Raw genomic sequence first — 318 nt, 5'->3', positions numbered from 1 at the left:
AGCTCAAGGAAAAGATCTCTGACTCTGACAAGCAGACCATCCTCGACAAGTGCAACGACACCATCAAGTGGCTGGATTCCAACCAGCTGGCCGACAAGGAGGAGTATGAGCACAAGCAGAAAGAATTGGAAGGCATTTACAATCCGATAATTACGAAGATGTACCAGGGTGCCGGAGGAGTCCCCGGAGGTATGCCGGGCTTCCCGGGCGGAGCACCCGGAGCCGGAGGTGCCGCCCCCGGGGCTGGAGGCGCTGGCCCCACCATCGAGGAGGTCGATTAAACCAACATTCCACACCACACTTAAACCTACCTGTAAC

1 protein-coding gene is annotated in these 318 nt (G+C 56.6%); it reads left to right on the top strand.

Going from position 1 to position 318, the window contains the following annotated elements; translation table 11 throughout:
- A partial coding sequence (locus F0L74_RS34730) for a hypothetical protein (RefSeq protein ID WP_213087185.1) occupies positions 1–281 on the top strand: 281 nt, incomplete at its 5' end.
- Positions 282–318: the final 37 nt, after the last annotated feature.

Source organism: Chitinophaga agrisoli, from assembly GCF_008386695.1.
Classification (GTDB): domain Bacteria; phylum Bacteroidota; class Bacteroidia; order Chitinophagales; family Chitinophagaceae; genus Chitinophaga; species Chitinophaga agrisoli.
The sequence above is the reverse complement of the archived record's forward strand: the minus strand, read 5'-3'. Positions and strand labels throughout refer to the sequence as shown.